Raw genomic sequence first — 20,626 nt, 5'->3', positions numbered from 1 at the left:
GGCGCTTGTTTAGCCCAGCGCGCGCGCCCGCGCGAGGGGGCATTTTGTCTACCTTCTCGGTCTGGTTAGCTGCGCGCCAGCCGGTGGAACATATGGGTAAAGGTCGCCGCCCCCAAGATGGGCACAATCAGGTTCACCAGCGGGATCGACAATGGGATCGCCATAAACGTGCCGGCAATCCAGATCTGAAGGGTGTTGCGACTGCGCAGCGCATTGGCCTCTTTCCGTTCCATCCGGCGCATTGCGGCCATGACGAAATATTCGCGCCCCAGAAGGTATCCATTCACCGCCCAGAAAAGGATCGGCGCAAATGGCCCCACAAAGAAAAACAGGATCAGCGCCACAAGGTTCACCCCAACAATCACGCCGAAAAACCCAAGGCTTTCGCGGATGGCTTCGGTCAGGGGTTGTTCAGCGTTGGGGGCAAGATGCGGGTAATGGCGCGCCTCAACCGCGTCGGCCACTTCGTCCAGAAACAGCCCGGTGAAAGCGCCCGCGACAGGCACCATCAACACGGCGGACAGGATGACCATAACCAAGGCGGCAAGGCCCATCGCCAGCCCACCAACAAACGAGATTTCCCCCACAAACGGCAGGGTCATCACGTCGGGCACCAGAAACCCAACCAGCGTGGTCATGCCCCAGGTGATCGCGATTAACAGCCCAACGGTCAGACCAAGCCCTTTCCACAGAACCTTGCGAAACCGCCTGTCGCCCAATTGCCCCAATGCGCGAAAGAAATCGTCAAAAAACATCTGTTAGTCCTTTATCCACTGGGTAATTGCGTCCACATCCGGGCGCGGACGTTCGGGCGGGGCCACGGTTTGGGTGCCAATATGCAAGATGCCGGCCACGCTTTCATGATCCTCAAGACCAAAGCCGTCACGGATGAAATCCCGATCCAACGACGCCCAACCAGACAGCCAATTGGCCCCCCAACCGCTGGCAAGCGCGGCATTCAGCAACGCCAAACAGGCCGCCCCCGCCGAATATGTCTGCTCAATCGCGGGCACTTTGTCAGATGCTTTCGGGCTTTCGACCACCACAACCGCCAAAGGGCTGGTGTCATAGGCGTGGCGTTCTTTGGTGATCTTGGCGGGGTCAATGCCCAAGGCCTCGCCGCGCGCAGTGACCTGATGGCCCAGCCGCTCCAACGCAGGCTTTTCAACCACGATAAACCGCCACGGCTCCAACTTGCCATGATCCGGCGTGCGCGCGGCCGCCGTCAGGATGGGCATCAACTCGTCGCGCATTGGGCCCGGCCCGGTCAGCGTTTTGGCCGGGCGCGAGCGGCGGGTCAGCAAAAATTCAAGGGCGGCGTCATTACGTTCAGGCATAAATCGTCTTTCTGGTCAGCACTCTGCTGGCTTGGCCGCAGATGCGACTGGCTTTTGTGTCATGTCGTATCTCGCACCGCTCACGTCAAGATGTAAAGCCGATTTACATACTGTTTTTTCCGCTTCACGTAATACGCAAAGTTAAAAAGCGCCTGTGACAAAGTGAAAAAGCACCCGCAATACAATCATCATCGCGATAATTCCCATTGCTGCGAGCAAAACCTTCACCATCGAACCTAATCCATCCAGCAAATGCAGACCCAAAAACCGAAACCAAAACCCATTTTTCTTCATAAACACAGAACTCCGACCTTCAAAATCCTCGCCCTTTTTCTTGCCACAAATACCTCGGGGTGAGCGCGCTTGCCGCGCGAGGGGCAGCGCCCCTAACCTCTAAATCCCAAAATACCCCGCAAGCTCTGCCAAATGCGCGGAAAAAACGGCGTCCATTTTGGCATTGGGCTGACGGGCGGCGAAGGTCTCGGCCAAGGGGTCGGGGGCGGTGATCTTGGATCCTGACATTTCCTCCAGCACCGCATGGCCACAAAACGGCACGTAAACCTCGGAATACCCGCCCTCATGCGCCATCATCAGGCGGCCGTTGCAAATATCCCCGGCCAGGTCTTTCACCATCTTGGTCATCTGGCGAAAGGTGTCGGCGGTGGCGAGCATGCACGACAGCGGGTCAATCAGCGCGGCATCATAGCCATTGGCGATCACGATGATCTCAGGTTCAAAGGCCCGGATGGCGGGGAGCGCAATCCGCTCCATCGCCTCAAGATAGGTGCGGTGCCCACCGCCGGGCGCCAGCGGCACGTTGATATTGGTCCCCTCAGCCGCGCCGATCCCGCGCACATCCGCGTCCCCCGTGTCGATCGGATAATTGCGTTCCTGATGGATCGAAATGGTCAACACGTTGGGATCCTCAATAAACACCGCCTCGGTGCCATTGCCGTGATGCACGTCCCAATCCAGCACGGCAATACGACGCGCCAGCCCTTCGGCCTGCATGGTGCGGATCGCGATGGCAAGATTGGCGAGCAGACAAAATCCGTTGGGAAAATCAGGCAGGCAATGGTGGCCGGGCGGGCGCGACAGCGCATAGGCATTTGTCAGCTCGCCCGTCAAAACCGCACGCATCGCCCCCACAGACAGCCCCGCCGACAGCGCCGCAAGCTCATACCCGCCTTGGCCAAACGGGGTGCGCAAGCCAAGCTCGCCGCCACCCGCATCAGACACACGTTTAAAGTCGTCCAGAAACGCGGTGGGATGCACACGGGCAAGCATATCGCGGTCGGCTTCCGGCGCAGATCTGGTCACAAGATCTTTCGACAGACCGGTCACGTCGATCAGGTTCTTGAGCCGCCTCTTGGTTTCCGGGCTTTCCGGCAAGCCGCCGGCCGCCAAAGGTTGCACCAATCCGCCCACCGGCAGGTTGCCCGCGTAATTGCCGCCGGAATGCCAAAAACTGCGTTCGTCCCAGAAAAATCCCGTGCTCATCTCTCGCTCCGTTTCACCGCGTTTGTTGCCACGACCTTACCCGCCGGGCTTGCCCCGTCCAGCAAAATCGGCCACCAAGGGGGCATGAAAAAAGGCGCCCTCTCTCACCTCGCGATCCCCGGCACGACCCTTGCGGTGCGCGTGACCCCAAAGGCGTCGCGAAATGTGGTGGAAGAGGTGGAAGGGGGATTGAAGGTCTTGGTCACCGTGGTGCCCGAAGACGGCAAAGCCAACAAGGCGGTGGTAAAGCTTTTGTCCACCGCCTTGGGCCTTTCCAAATCACGCCTGACGCTGACCCATGGGGCCACGTCACGCGACAAGGTGTTTCGGGTCGATTAAGGCGTCTTAAGACCCGACATTGGGGATAGAGGATTGGGTATAGTCGCCATCATCATCGCCATACGGGGGGGTGCCCAGCGGGTCATGACCAAAGCGGTTCGGACCATCGGTGCCTTGGATCACCAGCCAATAGATCATCAAAATCCAGCCGACGATTGGCACAATACCGATCAGCATCCACCAGCCGGACCGATCAATATCGTGCAACCGGCGCGCCGTCACTGCGATGGCCGGCAGAAAGGTCGCCAGGCTAAACAGGTCAGACAGCGGAGAAAAGATCTCTCCCATACCAAACACCAGATAATCGACGCCCGACAGCACGATGGTGACGACAATGAGAAACAAGCTAAACCACCAGTATTCCGACCGGGCGGCGCGGCCTGAAAAGGTGACATATTTGGACAGGCAGGTTTTGACTGCGGTTTGAAAATCCATTGAGAAATGCTCCATTACGAAAAGGGACACCCCGGATATAGGGGACCGGGGTGCCGTTAAAAAGGGGAAGGCGCGGGTCGGCGTTCCTTTGCGCGATTATTCGGTTATGCACGTCCGGGGATGCACATACCGTGGCCGCACGCCGGGATCAGTCCCCCACGCGCGGGATCGACGATTGGGCATAGCCATCGTCAAAATCATCCGGCAGATCGCCCAAGGGATCGGGGCCATAGCTGTTGGCGCCACGCGTGCCTTCGGTCACAAACCAGAAAAGCAACAACAACGCACCAACCAATGGCACCAAAGCGATCCAATACCACCAGCCAGTGCGGCCCTTGTCGTGCAAGCGGCGCACAATCACCGAGAGGGTCGGCAGAAAGGTCACCAGCGCAAACAGCCCCGACAGGACCGGCGTATTGGTGGAGGCCTCAAACCCGCCCTCGGTGGTGGTGACGGTGCCAAACATGGTGCTGTCGACCACGGTTAAAATCAACTGAGCCACCCAGACAAACAGCATGAACCACCAAAATTCCGACCGCGCGGCGCGGCCTGAAAAGGTCACGTATTTTGAGAAACAGGTTTTGACTGCGGTTTGGAAATCCATGGGTCACATCCTCTTTTGTTCAAAGCTTCTTTCGCCGCGGAACCGCCTGAAAGTGGCAGGTCAACCGGCGGGGCAAATTGGCGTATTCCTGCGTATAGGCTGGCCTTAGTGCGGCAGTAAATCAACGATAAAACGGCTTATTTCTTGCCGATCTTCGGCTCTGTGCGCGCCAGAATGCGGGTGATGTTCGCGCTGTGTCGGATAAAGATGAGCGCGGCGAGGGCCAAGGCCAACACCGTCAGGCCGCCCTGCCCCAACAAGATCGCCACAAGCGGTGACAGGGCCGCGGCGATCAGTGCCGCAAGGCTTGAGATGCGGAACAAACCGGCGGCCACCAGCCAAGTGGCACAAGCCGCAAGGCCAACGGGAAACGACAGCGCCAGCATAGTGCCCAACCAGGTCGCCACCCCTTTGCCGCCTTTAAAGCCAAGGTAAATTGGAAAACAATGCCCCAGAAAAGCGGTGAAACCGGCGATTTGCGCGGCGTCTTCGCCCAGCATCATGCGTGCAATCAACACCGCCGCCCCGCCTTTGCCCGCATCGCCAATCAGCGTCAGAAAAGCCGCGACTTTATTGCCCGTCCGCAGCACATTTGTCGCGCCAATATTACCCGATCCGATCTGGCGCAAATCGCCCAACCCAAACAGCCGCGCCATCACGATGCCAAAGGGGATTGAGCCCAGCAAATAGCCAAGCACCGCCACGAGGATCAGGGCCAAAGGGGCCGACGTAAAATCTGGCATGAAGAACTGTCCTGTTTTTGCGTTCAGCTTTGCGGCGCTTTGGTGGGTTGGTCAAGGGCATAGTCCAAAAGCGGCAGCAGGCGACCGGGAATGGAGCCTGACGGCACGTCGCCCACGCGAATGGCCCCCATGTGCAGGTAAAACGCCTCGGCAAAAGGGTCACTGTCAATGCGCATCACGTTGGCGCCTTGGTCCCGCGCGCGTGTGGCGGCCCAGCGAAACAGCGCCGCCCCAATGCCCTGCCCCATGCCCTTGGGATCAATGAAAAGACTGTCGAGCTGCGCCATCTCTCCGGACACCGAAACTTTGGCCATGCCCAGCACCGCGAGCGAATTCGCCCAGACCACCAGATCGTCGCCAAGCTCATCGGCACTGTGGGTCAGCTCATCCGTGGCGGCGGCCATAAAGTCAGCGTCATACCCCCAATGGGCCTTGGCGCGCAGGACCATCACGTTCATCGCCGCAAGGTCAGATGCCGTGGCCGGGCGAATGGGATCAGCCGTGCACATGCTTGCCCGCAACCCAAGTGCCAATCACGCGGCCTTCCATGCGGGCACCGTCAAAGGGTGTGTTCTTCGATTTTGACCGCAGCGTCGCCCGGTCAAGCACAAAGGGCGCGTCCGGGTCAAACAGCACCAGATCTGCGGGGGCACCGACCGCAAGCCGTCCACCGGGCAGACCCAGCAGATTGGCGGGGTTCAGCGACAGCGCGCGCCACATGGTCGGCAGGTCAATCAGCCCGGAATGCACCACCCGCATCGCAGCAGGCAGCAGGGTTTCAAGGCCCACAGCGCCAGACGCCGCCTCTTCAAACGGCAGACGTTTGCTTTCCTCATCCTGCGGGGTGTGAAAGCTCGACACCACGTCGATCAGGCCGGACGCCACCGCCTCGATCATCGCCAAACGATCATCTTCCGAGCGCAGCGGCGGTTTCAGTTTGAAAAACGTGCGGTAGTCGCCCACGTCGAGTTCATTCAGACAGAGGTGGTGGATGTTCACCCCGGCGCTCACGTCCAATCCGGCGGCTTTGGCACGCGCAAGCGCGGGCAAGGATTTCGCCGTGGACAGGTTGTCGGCGTGATACCGCACGCCGGACATTTCAACCAGCGCAAGGTCACGCTCCAACCCCATGCGTTCGGCCATGGGCGACACGGCTGGCAGGCCACGCAATGACGCGAATTTTCCGGACGTCACCGCCGCCCCTTTGGACAGGGTGGGATCCTGCGGGTGGCCGATGATAAGCGCGCCCAAGGATTTCGCATAGGTCATCGCGCGGGAATAGACTTTGGGATCGGTGACCACATGGTCGCAATCGGTGAACGCCACGGCGCCGGCATCGAGCATAAAGCCCATTTCCACCATCTCGCGCCCCGCACGCGCTTTGGTCAGCGCCGCCAAGGGGACCACGTTCACCGGGGCCACCTCGCCCGCGCGCCGTGCGGTAAAGGCCAGCGTTTCGGGGGTGTCCACGGCCGGGGTGGTGTCAGGGCGAATGACCATGGCGGTCACACCGCCAGCCGCCGCCGCCGCCCCCGCTGATCGGAAGCTTTCTTTGTGGCGTTCCCCCGGTTCGCCGATTTTCACACCCACGTCGATGAGGCCGGGGGCCAGACATTTGCCGCCACAGTCGATCACGTCATCTTTGGGCACATCCCCTTTGGGGGACGCGTTGATCGCGGTGATCACGCCACCCTCAACCGTCAGGCTGCCCAGCGCATCCTCATAGGTTTCGGGGTTGATCAGGCGGGCGTTGGTGAAAGTGGTCATGTTATCTCTCATTCCGGTCTGGGGCGCGTGGCTTGCCAATGTCCTAATCGGTTTTGGCGGGCGTTTCCACTGTCAGTTTCTGCGTGGCGGCTGTGGAGGGGGCGGAGCCTCCGGCGGGGATATTTCTGGAAAGAGGAAGGAGGGGGCATCATTCTTCGGTTCGCCGTTTGATGGCCTGTTGCATCAGACCCGCCACCTGTTGGGGCTGTGCAATGTGACGAAAGCCAAATCGAATTGTTCGCCGCCCATCGGGATGTGGTTCTTCGGCAAACCAGAGATTACCAATGTCGCCCAGATCAGGCGTGGGGCGGATGTCATGCTCTAACGCCCAACCATCGGTATCCACCCACCCCGTCGGCCCCAGCATTGTGCGTGAGATCAGGGCCCGTTTGTTGGTCAGGGTGTAGATCACATTTCGGTGTTGCAGGAAGCGGTAGGTGAGCGGCCCAATCGCCAGAGCAAGACCCGCGGCAATCAATCCAAACGACACGCCGCCAACCCAAATGTGGTGCGAAAACGTGGCAGATACGGCGATTGCAGCACCAACAAGGGCAAGGCTGGTGATTTGCGCCCCCGTCCGCATTTACGCCCCCCCCAATTAACGCGCGCAGGCCTGTTCGATCTGGGCTTTGGTGTCTTTGGCGTCGGCTTGGTATTTCAGCATGTATTTGTCGCCCCCGATGGTCACCACTTGGGCGGCGGTGAAGAGGGTGTTCACCTTTTCAATGTTGCCCAACAGGATGCCAGATCCGGTGGGGCCGATCAGCCGGTGGTTGGTCAGGGTCCAGACAAAGCCAAGCTGTTCACGCGCCACATAAAGCCCGCGCACGGCGATGGCTGCAACCGCGCCGACCACGCCGGTCCAGGCATGCGGGTTGCCCATATAGATCAGCACGCCCACCATCAGGACCGATCCCAAGGCCGCCAGCAAGACATGCTCTTTCACATAGGTGCGCAGGCTGCCTTGGAACCGGGCGATGACCTCTTCGCCGGGGTTCAGGTCTGGGGTCTTTTGATCTTCGAGCCGGGGTTCAAGTATCATGTCAGCCATCAAGGGATGTCCTAATCTCATCGGCAAGTGCTGCCGGGGTGGGGCAATTGGGCGTGTCGCAATCCAGCCGTTGGGTGGCGACTGCGCCGTTGTTCGACAGGGAAACAATCACGCCACGCTCGCCGGTTTTGACATGGGTGATGGCATCGCGGGAAAAGCGGAGGTTTTTGCGCAGGTACAGGTGACGATCGGTCAGCGCCCAGTCACCTTGGTGGCGCAGGCCCAGCGCAAAGAGTGCAAAAAGCGCAAAGAAGATCGCGGCAAAGACCGGCACCATGACCCAGCTGAAAAGCCCCACAAATGTCCCCAACGCGCCGTAGATCGCGGTGGATCCCAGCGTGGTCAGCACCGCAAAGCGGATCGCGGACCTGCGCCCGGCAACCCCGCGCAGGATCAAGACCTCATCCGGGTCCATTTCCAGCCATTCTTTGGCCTCGCGTTTAGGCATTTGCACCCCTTTCAGGTCTCTTCTGGGTCAAGTTCCGCTGCACCTCTCGCAACTTATTCCATGCGGTTTCCACATCGTGGACATACATCATCCCCACCGCAAATGTCTGGGGGATTTTGTTCACCCTGATGCCGGAGTACCGATACTCAAACACAATTGATCCGGGGGCGCCGGGCGCAGTCGGTCGGTATTCATAGGCCTGATCCGCGTTGATGTCATAGGTTTGCAAACGTCTTGACCCAAACGGCAGATCCACCCCCAGAATGGCTCGCTGGCTGGTCAGCGTGTAAAAGGTGTGCCGCCGCTTATAAGCCGGCCAATAAAGCTGGCCGAGCGCAAGGCCGCCGGAAAACAGAAGGAACACAAAGAAGAACAGGGCAAACACCCAATCAGGCCCGTTTTTCTGACCGCTTGACATGACCAATACCGCGATGGCCATGAAGAGCCCAATCACAAACATACCCGCAGTGGTGAAAAACGTCAGGCGCCGAGAAGCTTCTAGAAACACACCGTCATCCGACTTTCCTTGCCAGAGCACGGTTTCAGCGTTCCGCAAAATACCGTCCCAGTCAGACGCGCTCACGCCATTACGCCCTTTTCCGCTTGTTCTGCACGGATGATCCGGTGGTTGCGCGCCAAAAGATCCATCGCGGCCATGCGCACCGCCACGCCCATTTCCACCTGTTCCTGAATGACGGATCGGTTGATGTCGTCGGCGATGGTGCCGTCGATTTCCACGCCGCGGTTCATCGGTCCGGGATGCATGACGATGGCGTCATCTTTGGCGTTGGCCAGCTTTTCGGCGTCCAACCCATAGCGATGATAATACTCGCGTTCCGAGGGGATAAACCCGCCGTCCATACGCTCGCGTTGCAAGCGCAGCATCATCACCACGTCAGCGTCTTTCAGGCCCTCTTCCATGTCGTGATAGACCTCGACCCCAAACTGGTCGATCTGGCTGGGCATCAGGGTGGGGGGACCAACAAGGCGCACGCGGTTTTCCATTTTCCCCAAAAGGATCAGGTTTGATCGCGCCACACGGCTGTGCGCAATGTCGCCGCAGATCGCGATGGTCAACCGGTGCAAGCGGCCTTTTTCGCGGCGGATCGTCAGCGCATCCAAAAGCGCCTGTGTGGGGTGTTCATGCTTGCCGTCCCCGGCGTTCAACACCGCGCAATTCACCTTTTCCGCCAAAAGGTTCACCGCGCCGGAATGCGGGTGGCGCACGACCAAAAGATCCGGGTGCATCGCGTTGAGCGTCAGCGCCGTATCAATCAGCGTCTCGCCCTTTTTGATCGAACTGGCCTGCATCGCCATGTTCATCACATCCGCCCCCAAGCGCTTGCCCGCAATTTCAAAGCTGGCCTGCGTACGGGTCGAGTTTTCAAAGAACATATTGATCTGCGTCAGCCCCGCCAACACGTCGGAGCGTTTGACCTGTGACCGGTTCAGATCGACATAGGTATCGGCCAGATCCAAGAGGGTTTTGATCTCTTCTGGGTGCAGGTTTTCGATGCCCAAAAGATGGCGTTGGCGAAATGTCATGGCGGACCTCCGGTCGGGCGTGGGCAAGTGTTGCGCCGTTATAGGATTGTGGGAACGCGGCGTCCATCCTGCAATGCGTCGCGGGGTGGCGGGAGGCACGGAGGTGCGAAAACTAGAAAACTAGAAAACTAGAAAACTAGAAAACTAGAAAACTAGAAAACTAGAAAACTAGAAAACTAGAAAACTAGTATTCCGGTATTGATCTCCGTCAAGCCCCACCAATCACCCGCTATTGTCCTTGCCCCCCCAGCCCCGTACCTTACCCCTCATGGAATCGGCACAAGATTGGCACAGCGCCCGCGCGCTTTTGGAATGGCAAGTGGACCTTGGGGTGACCGAGGCCATTTGTGATGCGCCGGTCAACCGATATGAACTGGTCGCCAAACAGCCCAAACCCGCAACCGTAAAACCCACCGGTCCCGCCGTCATGCCCGGTCGCGTGGCCGAGGTGGAGGTCGACTATGTCGCGCTTGCCAAACAGGCCGCGGCTGGGGCTTCGGATCTCGTTGGGCTGCACACCGCGCTGAAAGATTTCGATGGCTGCGAGTTGAAAAAAGGCGCGCGCAACACGGTGTTTGCTGATGGCAACCCCGCCGCCCGCGTCATGGTCATTGGCGAGGCGCCGGGCCGGGACGAGGATATCGCCGGCAAGCCCTTTGTCGGCCGCGCTGGTCAGCTGTTGGACAGGATGTTTGCCGCAATCAACATGGGCCGCGACGCCCCCCTGTCCAAAGACGCAATTTACATCACCAATGTGATGCCTTGGCGCCCGCCGCAAAACCGCGAACCAACCCCGCAGGAAATGGCGATGATGGTGCCTTTTGTGGAACGCCATGTGCAACTGGTCGCCCCCGAAGTGATCATCCTGATGGGCAACACCCCGTGCCAAGCCGTGCTGGGCAAACGCGGCATCACCCGGATGCGCGGTGGCTGGGCAACCCATTGGGGCAAACCCATGCTGCCGATGTTCCATCCCGCCTATCTTTTGCGCAATCCCGCCGCCAAACGCGATGCTTGGGCGGATTTATTGGCGTTACAGTCCAAACTGCGCGCGTTCATCTGACCCGTTTCCCACGCGTTTGCCCGCCCAACTTGACCGACATCATGGCGCCGGCACGCGTTTCTGCCACTGGTGTCCCAACACACTTTCGATCAGCCATCCCGAAAAGGCACGCTCATGTCCCACATCTCTGAAACCACCGCCGCCGAGCGCGCGTTTATCCCGGTGCGTATCGCCATTCTGACCGTCTCCGACACGCGCAGCCTGGCCGAAGACCGCTCGGGTGACACATTGGTCAAACGGCTTGAGGGCGCCGGGCATGTTCTGGCCGATCGCAAAATCATCCGCGATGAACGGGGTGAAATTGCCGATCAGCTGCGCGCTTGGTCGCTGGATCCTGAGATTGACGTGGTGATTTCCACCGGCGGCACGGGGCTGACCGGGCGCGATGTCTCGGTCGAGGCCCACCGCGATGTTTATGAAAAAGAGATCGACGCTTTTGGCACCGTGTTCACCATCGTTTCGATGAAGAAAATCGGCACCTCCGCCGTGCAATCGCGCGCCACGGGCGGCGTGGCAAATGGCACCTATCTTTTTGCGCTGCCCGGCTCCACCGGGGCGTGTAAAGACGCGTGGGACGAGATCCTTGTGCACCAACTGGATTACCGCCACCCCCCCTGCAATTTCGTCGAAATTTTCCCGCGTTTGGACGAACATAAACGACGGAAATAATACGCGCGCGCGTATAATCCCTAACAGATGTGACCATCCGTGCCTTGCCTCTGCCGCGCAGGCAGGCAAGATGGGGGTGTCGTTACGGAGTTATCACATGCGTTTTCTTGGCCGCAGCCTGACCGGGCTTTTCCTGCTTGCCACCACTTTGGGTCTTTTGGCCCTTGCGGGCTTGCAAATCTCATCTGCGTTTAAGGCGCGGGCCGAGCGCGACAGCGCCAAGCCGTCGGCGCGCGAACGGGTGTTTTCGGCCAATGTGATCCCTTACGTGGCGGGCCGCGAAGTGCCGGTCCTGTCAGTGTTTGGCGAGTTGGCCGCGCGCCGCGCGCTGGATGTGCGCGCGCGCACCGGCGGTACGGTGGTGGACTTGGCAGAGGGGTTTGAAACCGGCGGGCAGGTCAGCAAAGGCCAGCTTTTGCTGCGCATTGATCCCAGCGATTTTGAGGCGGCATTGAAATTGGCGCAGACCGATCTGGAACAGGCTATTGCCGATGGGAGGGATGCCAAAGCCGCTTTGGAACTGGCGCGTGATGATCTGGAAAATGCCCGCGCGCAGGCCGATTTGCGCGCCGCCGCCTTGAAACGTCAACAAGATTTGGTCGCGCGCCGTGTGGGCACAGAGGCCGCCGTGGAAAACGCCGCCCTTGCCGATGCCGCCGCGAAACAGGCGGTATTGTCGCGCCGCCAATCGGTGATCACCGCCAAAGCGCGTGTGTCCACCGCCGCCGCCACCCTGTCGCGGCGTGAAATTGCGCTGGACGAGGCGCGGCGTCGGTTAAATGAAACACAGATCTACGCGGAGTTTGCAGGCACGCTCAGCGATGTGACCGCCCTGCGTGGTGGGGTTGTCACCGCCAATGAAAAACTGGCCCGCATTGTGGATCCATCCACGCTTGAGGTCAGCTTTCGCCTGTCCACCGCGCAATACACCCGGCTGTTGGACGCGGATGGCACGCTTGCGAAATCCCCTGTGACAATCCGGTTGGAAACAGCCGGGGCGTCCCTGATTGCCACGGGCAAAATCGCGCGAGAAAGCGCAAATGTTGGCGATGGGCAAACCGGGCGGTTGATCTTTGCCACGTTGGACAGCGCGACCGGGTTTCGCCCCGGTGACTTTGTGGTTGTTGAAGTGGCGGAACCGCCGCTGGATAATGTTGCCCGGCTGCCCGCCAGCGCGCTTGGCACCCAAAGCACGGTGCTGATTTTGGGCGATGGGGATCGCTTGGAAGACGCCCCGGTCACGCTTTTGCGCCGCCAAGGTGACGACATTTTGGTGCGCGCGAACGGGTTGAATGGTCGCGAGGTTGTGGCAGAGCGCACGCCAACATTGGGCGCAGGCATTCAGGTCAAACCGGTGCGCGCCGGTGCCATGCCCGAAGCCCCGGAAATGGTGACCTTAGCCCCCGAAGACCAGGAAAAGATCCGGGCGTTTGTGGCCAGCAACACCCGCATGGCCGAGGACGCCAAAGCGCGGATTTTAAAGCAGGTGGACGCAGGGAAAATGCCCGCCGACAGTCTGGCCCGGATCAAATCGCGGATGGGGGGCTGATCCATGAAAGGTCCTGCCCTCACCCCCATCAAACACGCGGATGGCATCTTGTCGTATTTCACCCGCCACGCCACGCTCGCCAACCTGTTGTTGGTGGTCCTCTTGGCGCTGGGGTTGGTCAGCTACCCACGGATGCGGGCGCAGTTTTTCCCCGATGTGGTGATTGAAACCGTCACCGTTGGGGTCACATGGCAAGGCGCGGGCGCAGAAGACGTGGACGCGGGCATCATTCAGGTTTTGGAACCCTCCCTGCTGGCCGTGGACGGCGTGGAAGAGGTGTCCTCGCGCGCCACCGAGGGGCGTGCGCGCATTGTGATGGACTTTGAGCCCGGCTGGGATGTGGGGCGTGCCGCGGATGATGTTCAGATCGCTGTGGATGCGATCACCACCCTGCCGGAAGATGCGGATCTACCCACCGTGCGGCGGGGCGCGTGGCGCGATTCTGTGACCGATCTGGTGATCAGCGGCCCGGTTGGCATTGATCAATTGGGGCGCTTTGCCGATGAAATGGTGGTGCGTCTGTTTGAACGCGGCGTGACCCGGACAACCATTCGCGGCGTGGTGGCGCCTGAAACTTTGATCGAGGTGCCCTCCGCCAGCTTGATCCAGCATGACGTGACCATGGCGCAGATTGCCAGCGCGATCAGCGAAGAGGTGTCCACCGATCCGGCGGGCGATGTGGCGTCGGGTGCGGCGCGTGTGCGCACCGGCGAGGCGAAACGCTCCGCCGATCAGATCGCAAACATCGTGTTGCGGGCCAATGCGGATGGATCCTCGTTGAGGGTGGGCGACGTGGCATCGGTGCACGTTCGGGGCATCGACCGGGACCGGTCGTATTTCGTCGGCGATCAATCGGCTGTGGCGCTGAACATCTCACGCTCAGCCGCGGGGGATGCCATTGCGCTTCAGGCCGAGGTGGAAGCGGTGCGCGAAGAGATGCTGCGCAGCCTGCCGCAAGGGGTTGAAATCCGGCTGATCCGCACGCGGTCCGAATTGATCACCGCGCGGATCAAAATGCTGATGGAAAACGGCTTGCAGGGTCTGTCGCTGGTGCTGATCCTGCTGTTTTTGTTCCTGAACGCGCGCACGGCGCTTTGGGTGGCGGCGGGTATTCCGGTGGCGATGACCACGGCGATTTTCCTCATGTATATGTCCGGGCTGACGATCAATATGATTTCGCTTTTTGCGCTGATCATCACGCTGGGCATTGTGGTCGATGACGCGATTGTGGTGGGCGAACATGCCGACCACCGGGCGCGACGTCTGGGGGAAAGCCCGATTGAAGCGTCTGAAAATGCGGCCAAACGCATGTTCCCACCGGTATTTTCCGCCACACTGACCACGGTGATCGCATTTTTCGGGCTGACGGCCATTGGGGGACGCTTTGGCGATATGATCGCCGATATTCCGTTCACGGTGATTGTGGTGTTGGCCGCGTCCCTGGTCGAATGTTTTCTGATCCTGCCCCATCACATGGCCCATGCCTTAACGCACACGGCCAAGGAACATTGGTATGATTGGCCATCGCGCCAAGTGAATAAGGGGTTTCGGTTTGTGCGCGAACGCGGGTTTCGCCCGTTGATGCACTGGGTGGTGAAGGGGCGGTATCCGGTGATGGCGGCGGTGATCCTCCTGCTCGCGTCCCAAGTTGCGATTTTCATCCGCGGTGATCTGACATTTCGGTTTTTCAACGCGCCCGAGCAAAGCATTGTCACCGCCAATTTCGCCATGGTGTCAGGGGCCACACGCGACGACACCGCCGAAATGATGCGGCTGGCGCAAGAGGCGGTTGAGACCACCGCGCAGGCGTTTGAGGCCGAATATGACGCCCCGCCCGTCGCCTATGTTTTGTCGCAAATCGGCGGCAATTCCGGGCGCGGCCTGTCGGGGGTTGAGGCAAAAGACACCGATCTTTTGGGGGCGATTTTGATCGAACTCACCGATGCGGATTTGCGGCCCTATGGCGCGTCGACCTTTGTGCGTGCGTTGCAGGAAAATGTGGCGCGCCATCCCATGCTGGAAACCCTCGCCTTTCGCGGATCGCGCTATGGCCCCGGTGGGGATGCACTGGATGTCGGGCTTTATGGCGCCGATGGCGACACGCTTAAGGCCGCAGCAGAAGCGCTGAAAACCAGTTTGCAACGCTACCCCGAAGTGTCCGCGGTTGAGGACAGCATGGCCTATGACAAGGACGAGCTGATCCTTGATCTGACCCCACAGGGCCAGGCCTTGGGCTTTACCATCGACGGGCTGGGGCGCGTCTTGCGCAACCGCTTAAACGGCGTTGAGGCGGCAACCTTTCCCGACGGTGTGCGCACCGCGACCATCCGGGTGGAGCTGCCGAAAAATGAGCTGACGGCGGATTTTCTGGACGGCATGCAGATGCGCACGCAGGCGGGCGATTATGTCAGTCTGGCGGATCTGGTGTCGGTGCGCACGCGCACGGGGTTTTCATCCGTCGAGCGTGAAAACGGCATCCGTCTGGTCAATGTCACCGGCGATGTGGACGAAACAGACCCCGCGCGGGCCGAGGAAATCACCCGCACCCTGCGCGAAGAGATCCTGCCGAAACTGGCCGAAGACCACGCCATTGCCTTTCAGGTTGGCGGGCTGGCAGAGCAGCAAGACGAATTTCTGTCGGACGCGCGCACCGGGTTGATCCTTGTGCTGTTGGGCATTTACCTGACGCTCGCCTGGATTTTCTCAAGCTGGACACGGCCGATTGTGGTGATGGCGATCATTCCCTTTGGGCTGGTCGGGGCGATTATTGGCCATGTCAACTGGGGCGTGCCGCTGTCGATGTTTTCTGTTGTGGGTCTGATTGGCATGACCGGGATCATCATCAACGACAGTATTGTGCTGGTCACAACCATTGACGAACACGCGCGGGATCGGGGGTTGGTCCCTGCGATTATTGACGGCGCGTCTGATCGGTTACGGGCCGTGATGCTGACCACGCTGACCACGGTTTTGGGGCTTGCGCCGCTGTTGTATGAAAGCTCGCGTCAGGCGCAGTTTCTAAAGCCCACGGTGATCACCCTGACCTACGGTCTTGGGTTCGGCATGGTGCTTGTGCTGTTGGTGGTGCCCGCTTTGGTGGCGATGCAGGCAGATGTGGCACGCATGGTCGCGGCGCTTAAGCGCATGTTGCGCGCACGGGGCCACCGGGCGGTGCGCGGGCCGGTGATCCTGATGGGGCTGGTGAGCCTTGCGATGATCCTTGCGGGTGTCGGCGGGTTCATTGCCTTTGGCGCAACGCTCAAAGCGATTGGTGCCTTTGTGGCCGCCAGCTTTGTGCTGGCGCTTTTGGCATACCTCGTTGCCTTTGCGATGTGGCGTCCCGCGGGCAGCCGCGGATCCTAGACAGCGTGTTGCGGTTTGCTGACTTCAGAATGTCGCAAAAAGCGCGTTTGAGCGCCGCCATAGGCCGCGCGTTTTGGGTCCGATTTAACGCAACACGCCCTAGACCGTAATGCGCGGGGGTTGGGCGTTTAAGGCGTCAATGCTCAGCCCCGCAAGGGCTTTGTATTTGGCGGCGTGCTCGGCCTTTTCCGCCTCGGACATCACCGCATCCATGCGCGAGAAATCCCCCTCGCAGCGGTCTTCGACCATCTGCATGATCGCATCGGGACCAGAGCCGCGATTGGCCAGAACCACCTTGCTGACCGGGCCGCAAAGTTCGTCGTTATAGGCGGTCAGGGCCGCTTGGGTCGCCCCTTGGGTCTGCATCATGGCGCCCAAAACGCGGGCGTCCACAATCGCTTGGCTGGCACCGTTGGACCCCACCGGATAGGTCGCATGGGCCGCATCCCCGATCAACGCCACGCGCCCATCAAGCCATGTGGGCACCGGGTCGCGGTCCACCATCGGGTATTCATAAACGGTCTCGGCCCGGCGGATCAGGTCAGGCACATCAAGCCAGTCGAAGGTCCAGCCTTCAAACAGTGGCAAGAACTCGTCCAAATTGGCGCGGCGATTCCAATCTTCTTTTTTCCACGCGGCGTCCGCGTCGTATTTCAGCTCGGCAATCCAGTTGATCGTGGCCATCCCGTCCGCGTCAGGACGTGTGATCGGATAGCTGACAAAGCGTTGCCAATCGTTGCCCGCAAGCGCCATGGACGCCCCGGTCAGGAACGGGCGCGCCCGCGTGTTGCCACGCCACAACACGGCCCCGCCCCAAATCGGCGCACCTTCGGTTGGGTACATTTGCGCGCGCAGGGCAGAGTGGATGCCATCGGCGGCGATCAACAGATCCCCAGCCTCAGTACGTGGTCCATCCGCCGTTTCCAGCTGTAATGTCACGCCGTCCGGTGTGTTTTCATAGCCCACAGCACGTGCGCCGGTGACGATGCAATCAGCCCCCGCGCGAGCCACCAAAGCGTCATGAAGCGCCACCTGAAACAGGCCCCGATGCACCGAATACTGCGGCCAGTGATAGCCCGCCGCCCGTCCGCGTGGTTCGGACCAGATCTTTTTCCCGGTGCGGGTGTAAAACCCGTAATCCTGCGTGGGCAGGCCCACCTCATCCAGCAGATCTTCAAGCCCCAGTTCGTATAATTCACGCACAGCGGTCGGTTGCAGATTGATGCCAACACCAAGCGGTTTGACCTCGCGCACCGCCTCAAAGATGCGAAATGGGATGCCGATTTGATGGAGTGTCAGCCCAAGGCTTAGGCCCGCAATTCCGGCCCCTGCAATCAATACGGTCATATGAATTCCCTCTTCCCTGCGCCATGCTTTCGCGCAGTTTATCGGCTTTTCACCGCAAGGGAAGTGTCATGAGAGCGCAGAGGGCGCCTTGGGAAAGCTCAGTCAAACGTGCCTGTGACCCGGCCCAAAAGCATAAAGGCGCGCGCGGTTCGCGTGTCCGACAGCTCGGCGATATCAGCGTCAGAGGCGTTCTTCTCAAACCCGGAAAAGGTCTGGTCGAACTTGCGAAGGAAATGGTGGGCGGCGTCGCGAAAAATCGGGTCTTGGCGCATCCGTCCGGCGGTCAGCGCAAGCGAGGACCGGTCGCGCACACCGCCCAACGGGGCCACCGCACGGCCACGTTCGCCGGCGGCAAACTTGCGCCACACCTCGGGTTTTGAGCGGTCCGGGCGCAGGTCATCCATGTAAATCCCGTCTTGCGACATCAGGGTCAGCACGTCCTGGGCGGCTTGCACCAGCCCGGCCACCTGACGGTCGGCCAAGGCGCGGCGTAGGGCGCGAAAGCCGTCTGCGTCGTTTTCATTTTCGGGGAAATGCAGCGCCTTGATGAAATCTTCGATCGACAAGGGTGGTACCAGATCTTCGACCGGGGTGCCCAGCGCGAGGCTGGCCTGATCGGCGGCCATGGGCGTCGACCCTGCATCCGGGTTTGGCGTCATCGCGGGCGTTGCCGCCTGGTCGGTTTGCACCCCGCCGGGACGGATCGAGGTAAAGGTCGCCAGCGCCGTTTCGGTCTTTTTGCTGACCTGCGCGATCTCATCCAGTTTCTTTTCAACCTGCGACGGGGCGTGGCCGGCGCCGGATTGTTGCCCTTGCAAATAGGTCTGGCGCATTCCGTCGATGGCGGCCTGAAGGCGCGCGCTTTCATCGCGCATGATCCGGGCGGACCGCATGGCGGCCACCGCCACCCAGATCAGGGCCACGGGCATAAAGATCGCAAGCATTGTCATCACGAACCGCAACGGATCGCTGTCTGCGGTGCCCCCGCCGCCCAAGACGATAAAAAACGCCGCACAGGCAAACAGCCAGAGACCTGACAGGATCAGGCCGACTTTTTCACCGTTGCTGATTCCTTGTTGGGGGGGCTCGGGCATATTTGGCACGGGACGCGGGGCGCCTGTATCGACAGAGGTGCCTGGTGTTGGCTGTTGGTCCTGATGGTTCGCTTGCATGCTTTTACCCTTGGCCCTTGCCTTTGGACCAACCCCCCGGCCCGCATCATCATCACATCTGAGATCAGATAAATTCGATCTTCAAAATCTCATAGGCGCGCTCTCCACCGGGCGTGCGCACCTCAACACTATCGCCTTCTTCTTTGCCAATCAAAGCGCGCGCAAGGGGGGATTTGATGTTGAGTTTCCCACTTTCGAGGTCAGATTCCGGTTCGCCCACAATCTGATAGGTCTTTTCTTCATCGGTGTCTTCATCGACCAGAGTGACGGTGGCCGAGAATTTGACGGTGCCGGACATATTGCGCGGATCAATCACCTCGGCGAGCGACAAGACGCCCTCCAACTCTTTGATGCGCCCTTCGATAAAGCCCTGTTTTTCACGCGCCGAATGATATTCCGCGTTTTCCTTCAGGTCGCCCAATTCACGGGCGACGGCAATCGCCTCGATGATGGCGGGACGCTCAATGGATTTGAGCGTTTTCAATTCTTCACTGAGCGCGGTGTGGCCCGCGCGGGTCAACGGTATCTTGTCCATAAAGCTCTGTGGTCCTGTTGTGCTGGCATGACGCCAAGCGATCTTTTTAAAAACGTATAGGCAAAGCGCCGGTTGGGCGCTAGATTGCACATAAAAGAAAAGCAAAATCGAGCGGTTTGCAATGCCATTATTTGCGTTAGGCACGTTGATCTATATTCTGATCGGCAGTGTGGTCTTACTTCTGTTTCGGGACAACCCGATTTCATTGATCAGCGAGATGCTGGCGACGATCCCCCATGGGCTGTCCAGTTTTTTGGCGATTGGGTGGTGGTTGGTGCCGATCTTTTTGATGTTCGCACTGGTGGTCGATCGCAAGCTATTGGTTAAACGTCTGTCGAACACGATCCTGTCCGCGTTCATCTGTACTGCGTTTTTCACGTATTTCACGATTCTAAAGACCACCATGCCGATGATCACACCGTTTTGGGCGGATCCTTTGATGGTGAAGATGGACAATATATTGCATTTTGGCGTGGATCCCTGGGTGCTGACCCATCGTTTGACCGCGTGGATCCCGATCAAATACGTCATCAACATCTACTATAATGCCTGGCTGTTGCCTGCGATGTATTTGCCGGTTCTGCTTGCGATGTTCGACACAGATGCCGCGCGCACAAGGCGTTTCATCCTGCTTTATATGTTCACATGGGTCGGGCTGGGCAATCTGGTTGCCCTCAGCTTTCTTTCGGCGGGGCCTGTCTATTTTGACCGGCTCTATGGCGGCGAATATTTTGCCGCCTTGGTGAGCGGGCTTGAGCAGGCACAGATCACCACAAGTGGGGTCGGGCGTTTGATTGACCATCTTTGGGTGGCATATGAAAGCGGCGCGCAACAGGTGGGGTCGGGCATTTCGGCCTTTCCGTCGGTACATGTGGGTATGGCCACGGTGTTTTCGCTGTATCTTTTTGAGCGGCACCGCTATTTCCTGCCGCTCTCAATCGGGATCGCCTGCACCTATCAGTTCCTGTCGGTTTATCAGGGCTGGCATTACGCGGTGGACGGGTATTTTTCGATTCTCGCGATCACCACCCTGTGGGCATTCCTACGTCGCCGGGCGCAGAAGCGCAGTGAGACCCCCCAAGTTTCAGACCTCGCCGCATCGTCCAAGTCGGTGACAGCGCAAACATTGTCTTAAAACCGCCAGAAGTTTTGCTTTCTC

The 20,626-nt window shown here is 59.7% G+C and carries 23 protein-coding genes; 6 read left to right on the top strand and 17 right to left on the bottom strand.

All coding sequences use genetic code 11. The features are described 5' to 3' along the window. Nucleotides 1-65: 65 nt before the first annotated feature. The 4 genes from KKW20_RS04230 to KKW20_RS04215 form a co-directional block, all read right to left on the bottom strand. The gene (locus tag KKW20_RS04230) at nt 66-755 is read right to left on the bottom strand and encodes an EI24 domain-containing protein (protein WP_214566354.1); all 690 of its coding nucleotides are present in this window, start codon (nt 753-755) and stop codon (nt 66-68) included. A 3-nt stretch (nt 756-758) separates the two neighbouring features. Further along, complete coding sequence (locus tag KKW20_RS04225; RefSeq protein WP_214566353.1) at nt 759-1,337, bottom strand: nitroreductase family protein; 579 nt, start codon at nt 1,335-1,337, stop codon at nt 759-761. 141 nt (nt 1,338-1,478) lie between these two features. Then, nucleotides 1,479-1,637 carry a hypothetical protein gene (locus KKW20_RS04220; protein ID WP_214566348.1) on the bottom strand — a complete coding sequence of 53 codons (159 nt, stop codon included), beginning with the start codon at nt 1,635-1,637 and terminating at the stop codon, nt 1,479-1,481. Between the two features lie 93 nt (nt 1,638-1,730). Further along, the gene (locus KKW20_RS04215; protein WP_214566346.1) at nt 1,731-2,837 is read right to left on the bottom strand and encodes a class II histone deacetylase; all 1,107 of its coding nucleotides are present in this window, start codon (nt 2,835-2,837) and stop codon (nt 1,731-1,733) included. 84 nt (nt 2,838-2,921) lie between these two features. Here KKW20_RS04215 and KKW20_RS04210 point away from each other — a divergent pair, with 84 nt between their 5' ends. Then, nucleotides 2,922-3,176, top strand: coding sequence for a DUF167 domain-containing protein (locus tag KKW20_RS04210; protein WP_214566344.1), 255 nt, complete (start codon nt 2,922-2,924; stop codon nt 3,174-3,176). Nucleotides 3,177-3,182: 6 nt separating this feature from the next. Here the strand turns inward: KKW20_RS04210 and KKW20_RS04205 are convergent, their stop codons facing one another. The 10 genes from KKW20_RS04205 to KKW20_RS04160 all read right to left on the bottom strand — a co-directional run bounded on the left by KKW20_RS04205 (nt 3,183) and on the right by KKW20_RS04160 (nt 9,769). Further along, nucleotides 3,183-3,611 (bottom strand): DUF805 domain-containing protein, encoded by a 429-nt coding sequence (locus KKW20_RS04205; RefSeq protein WP_214566342.1) that lies wholly within the window; start codon nt 3,609-3,611, stop codon nt 3,183-3,185. 148 nt (nt 3,612-3,759) lie between these two features. Then, nucleotides 3,760-4,215 carry a DUF805 domain-containing protein gene (locus KKW20_RS04200; RefSeq protein ID WP_214566340.1) on the bottom strand — a complete coding sequence of 152 codons (456 nt, stop codon included), beginning with the start codon at nt 4,213-4,215 and terminating at the stop codon, nt 3,760-3,762. Nucleotides 4,216-4,352: 137 nt separating this feature from the next. Further along, the gene (gene plsY / locus KKW20_RS04195; RefSeq protein WP_214566338.1) at nt 4,353-4,958 is read right to left on the bottom strand and encodes a glycerol-3-phosphate 1-O-acyltransferase PlsY; all 606 of its coding nucleotides are present in this window, start codon (nt 4,956-4,958) and stop codon (nt 4,353-4,355) included. A 23-nt stretch (nt 4,959-4,981) separates the two neighbouring features. Next, nucleotides 4,982-5,467 carry a GNAT family N-acetyltransferase gene (locus KKW20_RS04190; protein WP_214566336.1) on the bottom strand — a complete coding sequence of 162 codons (486 nt, stop codon included), beginning with the start codon at nt 5,465-5,467 and terminating at the stop codon, nt 4,982-4,984. Continuing rightward, nucleotides 5,454-6,725 (bottom strand): dihydroorotase, encoded by a 1,272-nt coding sequence (pyrC, locus tag KKW20_RS04185; protein ID WP_214566334.1) that lies wholly within the window; start codon nt 6,723-6,725, stop codon nt 5,454-5,456. Before pyrC ends, KKW20_RS04190 begins: the two co-directional genes overlap by 14 nt. 148 nt (nt 6,726-6,873) lie before the next feature. After that, nucleotides 6,874-7,308, bottom strand: coding sequence for a hypothetical protein (locus KKW20_RS04180; protein ID WP_214566332.1), 435 nt, complete (start codon nt 7,306-7,308; stop codon nt 6,874-6,876). Between the two features lie 15 nt (nt 7,309-7,323). Further along, the gene (locus KKW20_RS04175; RefSeq protein WP_246534443.1) at nt 7,324-7,776 is read right to left on the bottom strand and encodes a hypothetical protein; all 453 of its coding nucleotides are present in this window, start codon (nt 7,774-7,776) and stop codon (nt 7,324-7,326) included. Beyond that, nucleotides 7,769-8,224 (bottom strand): hypothetical protein, encoded by a 456-nt coding sequence (locus KKW20_RS04170; protein WP_214566330.1) that lies wholly within the window; start codon nt 8,222-8,224, stop codon nt 7,769-7,771. The genes KKW20_RS04175 and KKW20_RS04170 overlap by 8 nt, the downstream gene beginning before the upstream one ends. Further along, the gene (locus KKW20_RS04165; protein WP_214566328.1) at nt 8,217-8,807 is read right to left on the bottom strand and encodes a hypothetical protein; all 591 of its coding nucleotides are present in this window, start codon (nt 8,805-8,807) and stop codon (nt 8,217-8,219) included. Before KKW20_RS04165 ends, KKW20_RS04170 begins: the two co-directional genes overlap by 8 nt. Then, nucleotides 8,804-9,769 carry an aspartate carbamoyltransferase catalytic subunit gene (locus KKW20_RS04160; RefSeq protein ID WP_214566327.1) on the bottom strand — a complete coding sequence of 322 codons (966 nt, stop codon included), beginning with the start codon at nt 9,767-9,769 and terminating at the stop codon, nt 8,804-8,806. Before KKW20_RS04160 ends, KKW20_RS04165 begins: the two co-directional genes overlap by 4 nt. Before the next feature lie 268 nt (nt 9,770-10,037). Between KKW20_RS04160 and KKW20_RS04155 the strand changes: the two genes are divergently transcribed. The 4 genes from KKW20_RS04155 to KKW20_RS04140 all read left to right on the top strand — a co-directional run bounded on the left by KKW20_RS04155 (nt 10,038) and on the right by KKW20_RS04140 (nt 16,413). Then, nucleotides 10,038-10,832 carry a uracil-DNA glycosylase gene (locus tag KKW20_RS04155; RefSeq protein WP_214566326.1) on the top strand — a complete coding sequence of 265 codons (795 nt, stop codon included), beginning with the start codon at nt 10,038-10,040 and terminating at the stop codon, nt 10,830-10,832. 114 nt (nt 10,833-10,946) lie between these two features. Beyond that, nucleotides 10,947-11,501, top strand: a complete 555-nt coding sequence (gene moaB, locus KKW20_RS04150) for a molybdenum cofactor biosynthesis protein B (protein WP_214566325.1) — start codon at nt 10,947-10,949, stop codon at nt 11,499-11,501. A 97-nt stretch (nt 11,502-11,598) separates the two neighbouring features. Beyond that, nucleotides 11,599-13,050 (top strand): efflux RND transporter periplasmic adaptor subunit, encoded by a 1,452-nt coding sequence (locus tag KKW20_RS04145; RefSeq protein ID WP_214566324.1) that lies wholly within the window; start codon nt 11,599-11,601, stop codon nt 13,048-13,050. Nucleotides 13,051-13,053: 3 nt separating this feature from the next. Continuing rightward, nucleotides 13,054-16,413, top strand: a complete 3,360-nt coding sequence (locus KKW20_RS04140) for an efflux RND transporter permease subunit (RefSeq protein ID WP_214566322.1) — start codon at nt 13,054-13,056, stop codon at nt 16,411-16,413. Between the two features lie 99 nt (nt 16,414-16,512). On the opposite strand, the gene KKW20_RS04135 is transcribed toward KKW20_RS04140, so the two are convergent. From KKW20_RS04135 to greA, 3 genes are all read right to left on the bottom strand, one after another. Beyond that, the gene (locus tag KKW20_RS04135; RefSeq protein WP_214566320.1) at nt 16,513-17,760 is read right to left on the bottom strand and encodes a flavin-dependent oxidoreductase; all 1,248 of its coding nucleotides are present in this window, start codon (nt 17,758-17,760) and stop codon (nt 16,513-16,515) included. A gap of 98 nt (nt 17,761-17,858) precedes the next feature. Then, nucleotides 17,859-18,854, bottom strand: a complete 996-nt coding sequence (locus KKW20_RS04130) for a hypothetical protein (RefSeq protein ID WP_246534442.1) — start codon at nt 18,852-18,854, stop codon at nt 17,859-17,861. A gap of 142 nt (nt 18,855-18,996) precedes the next feature. Continuing rightward, nucleotides 18,997-19,467: a transcription elongation factor GreA gene (gene greA, locus KKW20_RS04125; RefSeq protein ID WP_214566316.1), complete on the bottom strand. Its 471-nt coding sequence runs from the start codon at nt 19,465-19,467 to the stop codon at nt 18,997-18,999. 121 nt (nt 19,468-19,588) lie between these two features. Here greA and KKW20_RS04120 point away from each other — a divergent pair, with 121 nt between their 5' ends. Continuing rightward, nucleotides 19,589-20,602, top strand: coding sequence for a phosphatase PAP2 family protein (locus KKW20_RS04120; protein ID WP_214566313.1), 1,014 nt, complete (start codon nt 19,589-19,591; stop codon nt 20,600-20,602). Nucleotides 20,603-20,626: the final 24 nt, after the last annotated feature.

The sequence above is a fragment of the Aliiroseovarius lamellibrachiae genome, from assembly GCF_018599245.1.
GTDB classification, from domain to species: domain Bacteria; phylum Pseudomonadota; class Alphaproteobacteria; order Rhodobacterales; family Rhodobacteraceae; genus Aliiroseovarius; species Aliiroseovarius lamellibrachiae.
Note: the sequence above shows the minus strand (reverse complement) of the source record. Positions and strands in the feature narration are given on the sequence as shown.

Excerpts from the sequence above, each read along its gene's own strand:
- KKW20_RS04230 (WP_214566354.1), bottom strand. The coding sequence starts at position 755 with ATGTTTTTTGACGATTTCTTTCGCGCATTGGGGCAATTGGGCGACAGG.
- KKW20_RS04225 (WP_214566353.1), bottom strand. The coding sequence starts at position 1,337 with ATGCCTGAACGTAATGACGCCGCCCTTGAATTTTTGCTGACCCGCCGC.
- KKW20_RS04215 (WP_214566346.1), bottom strand. The coding sequence starts at position 2,837 with ATGAGCACGGGATTTTTCTGGGACGAACGCAGTTTTTGGCATTCCGGC.
- KKW20_RS04210 (WP_214566344.1), top strand. The coding sequence starts at position 2,922 with ATGAAAAAAGGCGCCCTCTCTCACCTCGCGATCCCCGGCACGACCCTT.
- KKW20_RS04205 (WP_214566342.1), bottom strand. The coding sequence starts at position 3,611 with ATGGATTTTCAAACCGCAGTCAAAACCTGCCTGTCCAAATATGTCACC.
- KKW20_RS04200 (WP_214566340.1), bottom strand. The coding sequence starts at position 4,215 with ATGGATTTCCAAACCGCAGTCAAAACCTGTTTCTCAAAATACGTGACC.
- plsY (WP_214566338.1), bottom strand. The coding sequence starts at position 4,958 with ATGCCAGATTTTACGTCGGCCCCTTTGGCCCTGATCCTCGTGGCGGTG.
- KKW20_RS04190 (WP_214566336.1), bottom strand. The coding sequence starts at position 5,467 with ATGTGCACGGCTGATCCCATTCGCCCGGCCACGGCATCTGACCTTGCG.
- pyrC (WP_214566334.1), bottom strand. The coding sequence starts at position 6,725 with ATGACCACTTTCACCAACGCCCGCCTGATCAACCCCGAAACCTATGAG.
- KKW20_RS04180 (WP_214566332.1), bottom strand. The coding sequence starts at position 7,308 with ATGCGGACGGGGGCGCAAATCACCAGCCTTGCCCTTGTTGGTGCTGCA.
- KKW20_RS04175 (WP_246534443.1), bottom strand. The coding sequence starts at position 7,776 with ATGGCTGACATGATACTTGAACCCCGGCTCGAAGATCAAAAGACCCCA.
- KKW20_RS04170 (WP_214566330.1), bottom strand. The coding sequence starts at position 8,224 with ATGCCTAAACGCGAGGCCAAAGAATGGCTGGAAATGGACCCGGATGAG.
- KKW20_RS04160 (WP_214566327.1), bottom strand. The coding sequence starts at position 9,769 with ATGACATTTCGCCAACGCCATCTTTTGGGCATCGAAAACCTGCACCCA.
- KKW20_RS04155 (WP_214566326.1), top strand. The coding sequence starts at position 10,038 with ATGGAATCGGCACAAGATTGGCACAGCGCCCGCGCGCTTTTGGAATGG.
- moaB (WP_214566325.1), top strand. The coding sequence starts at position 10,947 with ATGTCCCACATCTCTGAAACCACCGCCGCCGAGCGCGCGTTTATCCCG.
- KKW20_RS04145 (WP_214566324.1), top strand. The coding sequence starts at position 11,599 with ATGCGTTTTCTTGGCCGCAGCCTGACCGGGCTTTTCCTGCTTGCCACC.
- KKW20_RS04140 (WP_214566322.1), top strand. The coding sequence starts at position 13,054 with ATGAAAGGTCCTGCCCTCACCCCCATCAAACACGCGGATGGCATCTTG.
- KKW20_RS04135 (WP_214566320.1), bottom strand. The coding sequence starts at position 17,760 with ATGACCGTATTGATTGCAGGGGCCGGAATTGCGGGCCTAAGCCTTGGG.
- KKW20_RS04130 (WP_246534442.1), bottom strand. The coding sequence starts at position 18,854 with ATGCCCGAGCCCCCCCAACAAGGAATCAGCAACGGTGAAAAAGTCGGC.
- greA (WP_214566316.1), bottom strand. The coding sequence starts at position 19,467 with ATGGACAAGATACCGTTGACCCGCGCGGGCCACACCGCGCTCAGTGAA.
- KKW20_RS04120 (WP_214566313.1), top strand. The coding sequence starts at position 19,589 with ATGCCATTATTTGCGTTAGGCACGTTGATCTATATTCTGATCGGCAGT.